Origin of the sequence: uncultured Mucilaginibacter sp. (genome assembly GCF_937859865.1) — a bacterium.
In the GTDB taxonomy this organism is placed as follows: Bacteria; Bacteroidota; Bacteroidia; order Sphingobacteriales; family Sphingobacteriaceae; genus Mucilaginibacter_A.
Genome location: NZ_CALMAT010000167.1, coordinates 1 through 4,722 on the forward strand (window position 1 = coordinate 1; position 4,722 = coordinate 4,722).

Below are 4,722 nucleotides of genomic sequence, written 5' to 3' on the forward strand. Positions count from 1 at the left end.
TGTACCTCAACAACAACTAAACAATATCACTGACACAGTTTGGTTTACACTACCCATCCTGCCAAAAATTATGATTACTTTGCTTTAATGTTTACCGATTGCTTTTTGTAATAAAGTCATATAGTGATGTTACTATAGTTTTCAAATTTTCCTAAACTTCTAACATTTGCCAGGTTATAGTACCATTTTGGACACTTTGTAAAACGAATTCAGCTAACTTGCTTTTATAATATGATGACAAGGTACCACCTGTATTTGAGGTTATTACCTTTTCAATCTTAAAAGCGTTGAATCCCTTCTTGAAGTAGTTACCTAACTTCAAATCGTCGTATGGCTCTAAAAGAATCTCAGCAGCTTGTTCATTCGATATTTTTAATTCTTTAATTAAGAATTGCAGGAGTACATTTTTAGGTAAAAGATTCTCAATCTCTGGAACATTAGTTTGATGATAAATGAAGTTTTTACTGCTAAGTTTATTAAATTTTTTATGCTGTTCTTCTTTATTTGCATCAGTATCAGCTAGCAAGAATATTTTAGAATTGATAAAAAATGCTTTTATGCTATCACCTGGCAGTGTCACTTCTCGATTTTCTTCAAACATATAATGAATAAGGTTTTTCCCTCCGTATTCGATAAATGCATAATTCAAACCTTCAATAGGGTGAAAGCCTGATCTATTTTTAAGAAAAGCTGTTAGAAATGCCCTGAGATAAATTCTATCAGTGATGCCTTCAACCCACACCGAGCAATTACTGATTAGGTTCGAAGTGTTTAGCACCCCTAATAATTCTAGCGTAGAAGTTTCAAATCCTCGGAAAGCTTTGATATTTGAAGACGTTTCATTACGCTTATGAAAAACAAAGATTTCAGATTTTTGTGTTCCACCTAAAAGCAATTCAGATAGTATATGGTTTGAATGAGAATTTAGAAAATATTTTAGCTTCTTTTTTGCTAAAAATTCATTTTCCAATAACGTTCTTACAAATAGGTTTTGAAATCCTGGATGTAGGTTGAGTTCCGGCTCATCAATAAATACCCACGCACCTTCTTGTGCTGTAAAGATTGGAAAGAATAAATTGATAATGCTTTGAACGCCGTCACCAAGATCATGAATTGGAACGTCCTGCATTTCTTGGGGCAGACTAATTGTAATTTCTGGATGGCTTCCACCACTATAGGGAGTAATTTCAACATTAGCAGATTGAAAAAAGTTCATTCCGATGAATTTTTCAAATTCAGCGAAATCCTTTCTTTGTTCTGTCTTGCCACTTTTAGCGCTAGCTATTTTATTATAACTGGCTTGACCTGTGTGAATTATTACGTTCTGTAATTTTTCTTTTTCGAAATACTGTTGACGTATGGTTGATTCAAAGATTTGAGACCCTTCAATGTTGCCGGCAGAGTTAATCAAATTTCTAGAGGAACGAAGTACTGGTATATAAACGCACTCCTTTTTCAAAACCTTTGGTTGTATGCCCTTCAATACCTCAAAATACTCTCTAACTTGAATTATTAGGGCTAACTTTTCCTGCGCTTCTGGCAGTTGCCCCTTATATGCTTGATCTGAAATGCCAAATCTGACAACATTTGCATTAGGTTCCGTATAAACCATTTCATACTGGTGACCAGCTTTTTCCTTTTCAATTATATAAATAAGAAAATCCAAAACATCGTAAATTGCTTCTGCCTCGCCAACAAATTTTACAACTTCTGAATCGACGATGTCTACCAGCGTTTCATTTATGTTTTTTATATGTTCTGCAATAGATGTATAGGTAATATGCGGCCTTGGAGCATTGTTATTCAAATAATATTTCTGTAAGTTATAAAATCTTCTACCTTTCTCAGGAACATAATTTGGTTGTGTTTCTAAATGTATGATGGCATAAAATTGGTTAAAAAAGCAGATAAAATCAGAACTGATATTTTCACTTTTACAGCTAAATTAGTTTTACATTTTGAAAGATTATTATCTGCTTTAATAGTCATCATACATTTGGAAACAGTACCCATAATTTAGAGAGTTCTGAAAGCTTATGATTATGTCATTGCTAGTAAATTTTTTCAGTTCAGCAATTAACTTAGAGCTATTTGTAAAAGCAGCATTTAGAGAAGCTCCTGTATTAATAATAATCTTTTTCTCCAGCTGTAAGATTCGTCTCAAGAATCTGCTTTTACGCGTATTATTGGCACCAATAAAAAGATTAATATCTTTTATATCATCCAAAAAGTTAACTGGCAAATCATCATTAAAATATTCTGAATCTCTGTCACTTATTAATATGCTTTCCATTAATGTTGTACTAATGCCTGTAATAATAAGTATTTTAGAAGAAATGGCATCAGTAGATAATTAAGCGTAGGGAAAAAATATCAAAGGGTGAATCGCAATAAAAAAGTTTAGTATCACAACTTACAGGCATTCAATTTTAGTTTACAATTCAAATTAAGAAAATTACTAAGTTCGGACTTGTGAACCTACCCTACCAGCTAGATCTTCCGATTCATCTTTTAGCAGCCTGCTTTAATAAAACCTCGGCGAGCTATAAGTTCTATTGGCTATTGGCCATACTGAAAAGAGTAGAGCTTGGTGAAGCAAGTATTCGAAAGCAGTATCTTTTTGCGGAGATGGTCTCGCATGCCTGGTTTACGGTAAATTACTTTCATGTTTCCTTTGGCAAGCAGGATAAACTGCAGCACTCCGTACAGCAGATCAGGCAGCTGGAAGGATTAACAATTGATATCAGTCAAAGCGCTGTTTATAATGCTTTAGCAAATACTACTAACAAGAATACACTTAAAGAATTGCAGTATTTCAACGCGGAGGTTCTTCACCGCTTTTTAAGTCCCTGGTTCAGGGCGGACGATATGAACCAGGCTTATCAGCTTTCCGGGTCGTTTACCAATAACTGCCCTTATGCGTTATTTAAAGAACATATTGAAATGAATCCTGCCTGGATGGACTACTTTCAGAAGAATGTTCTCGTGCTGAAGCACTTTTGCTACTGGAACCTGGTCGTGTACCTGCAAACCAAAAATCCAAATGTTCCGGACCTGCCAAATAAACTAATCAAGCCAGCAATTCGAAAGAATTTGGTGGGGCAGCGAAAAGACTTCTGGGATATTGTTATCCGGGAATTAGGTAGTGTAGATTGCATCTATACTAATAAGCGACTTGAAATTGGAAACTATGCAGTAGAACACTTCATTCCTCATGCTTTTGTTGCCCATGACCTGATCTGGAACCTTATTCCAGCAGACTACGCTTTCAATAGTACAAAAAGTGACAGGCTACCTTTGCTGGACCGGCACTTTGATCCTTTCTTTACTTTACAGCAGTCTGCAGTAAAAATCATGTTGGACAAGTTTCCAAAAAACAGATATCTGGAAGACTATCTGACTTTGTTTCCATCACTCGACAGGGCGGCTGGTTTAACAAGAATAAAATTTCTGGAACAGGTTCAGCCGCTCATTACTATTGCAAGTAACAATGGATTTGAATTTTTATAAAGGTAGTATTCAAATTAAAGTTCGGTTCTAATATCGCTGATTCAATCTTCTAATTTGTTTTTCTCTTTATCGTTCAAATTTTGCTGAGCAATCAAGATTGCCTGGTGAAGTTTCTCCTGAAATACTTTTTGGCTAGGCAAATCTGTCAAATAATCTGCAACGCGAATATTGCTTTTGTCCAGTTGCATCAGCTCGATATGCTCTTCGTTTTTCCCGGTACAAAGGATTAGCCCAATAGGCGTATTCTCGCCTTCGACCATTTCGTGCTTTTCCAAATAGCGCAGGTAAAGCTCCATTTGTCCTTTGAACCCTGCTTCAAATTCACCGATTTTCAGATCAATTGCTACCAGAGACTTTAACCTGCGGTGATAAAAGAGCAGATCGATCTTGTAATCCCGGTTATCGATAACGATTCGTTTCTGCCTAGCAAGAAAAGCAAAGTCGCTTCCCATTTCGATGATGAAGCGTTGTAGTTCGGCAAGTATGGCGGTTTCTAAATCTTTTTCGGAATAACTGTCTTTCAGTCCTAGAAAATCAAGGAAGTACGGATCCCGGAAAACCAGGTCCGGACTAAGCTGCTGCTCGTCACGTAGCAGTTCCAAATCGTTCTTAATCGTTTCATCCGGTTTGCTGCTGATTGCAGTACGCTCATAGAGCATTGAGCTGATCCGACCTCTTAAAGTACGAACGCTCCATTTTTCCAGTTTGCATAGCTGAATGTAGAATTCTCTTTTCAGATCTTGCTCAATATAAATAAAGGACTGGAAATGGGACCAGCTGAATTGTCTCGACAGTGTCGAGACAATCTGTTTATCGGTAAAAGTTTCTGCAAAGCGGATACAGTGTCTCAATTGCTTTTCACTCCAGCCGCTCCCGTAAGCAAGGGTTAATTGCTGGGCCAGTTGCGCAATAATTTGTTTTCCATAACCTGCACGCTCGTTTTGCAACACTTCGGTTTGAATAGTCTGGCCGATTTCCCAATATAGTAAAGTAAGCGTCGTATTAACTGAAACAGCGATCTGCCAGCGGCTTTGTTCAATTAAGTGCTTTACGCCGAGCAGCAACCCGTCAATTTTTACTTCACTACTCATATTATTAACGCTTGGATTTAGCTGACTAAAGAGATAAATCTAATCATCTTTTTTAAAAAAATCCTTAGAAGCTGTTTAAAAACGGTTTAACATAGTTTTTATGGAAGATAAATGTACCATA

The 4,722-nt window shown here is 36.5% G+C and carries 4 protein-coding genes; 1 reads left to right on the plus strand and 3 read right to left on the minus strand.

Annotation, left to right across the window (positions count from 1 at the left end; translation table 11 throughout):
• Window positions 1-151 precede the first annotated feature (151 nt).
• Both Q0192_RS17675 and Q0192_RS17680 read right to left on the minus strand, forming a co-directional pair.
• Window positions 152-1,807 carry an AAA family ATPase gene (locus Q0192_RS17675; protein ID WP_299291634.1) on the minus strand — a complete coding sequence of 552 codons (1,656 nt, stop codon included), beginning with the start codon at window positions 1,805-1,807 and terminating at the stop codon, window positions 152-154.
• A gap of 171 nt (window positions 1,808-1,978) precedes the next feature.
• A complete protein-coding gene (locus tag Q0192_RS17680; protein ID WP_299291636.1) occupies window positions 1,979-2,293 on the minus strand; it encodes a hypothetical protein in 315 nt (104 codons plus the stop codon).
• A gap of 179 nt (window positions 2,294-2,472) precedes the next feature.
• Between Q0192_RS17680 and Q0192_RS17685 the strand changes: the two genes are divergently transcribed.
• Complete coding sequence (locus Q0192_RS17685; protein WP_299291638.1) at window positions 2,473-3,510, plus strand: HNH endonuclease domain-containing protein; 1,038 nt, start codon at window positions 2,473-2,475, stop codon at window positions 3,508-3,510.
• 41 nt (window positions 3,511-3,551) lie between these two features.
• Here Q0192_RS17685 and Q0192_RS17690 read toward each other — a convergent pair whose 3' ends face one another.
• Window positions 3,552-4,601 (minus strand): PDDEXK nuclease domain-containing protein, encoded by a 1,050-nt coding sequence (locus tag Q0192_RS17690; RefSeq protein WP_299291640.1) that lies wholly within the window; start codon window positions 4,599-4,601, stop codon window positions 3,552-3,554.
• Between the last annotated feature and the right edge of the window lie 121 nt (window positions 4,602-4,722).

Excerpts from the sequence above, each read along its gene's own strand:
- Q0192_RS17680 (WP_299291636.1), bottom strand. The coding sequence starts at position 2,293 with ATGGAAAGCATATTAATAAGTGACAGAGATTCAGAATATTTTAATGAT.
- Q0192_RS17690 (WP_299291640.1), bottom strand. The coding sequence starts at position 4,601 with ATGAGTAGTGAAGTAAAAATTGACGGGTTGCTGCTCGGCGTAAAGCAC.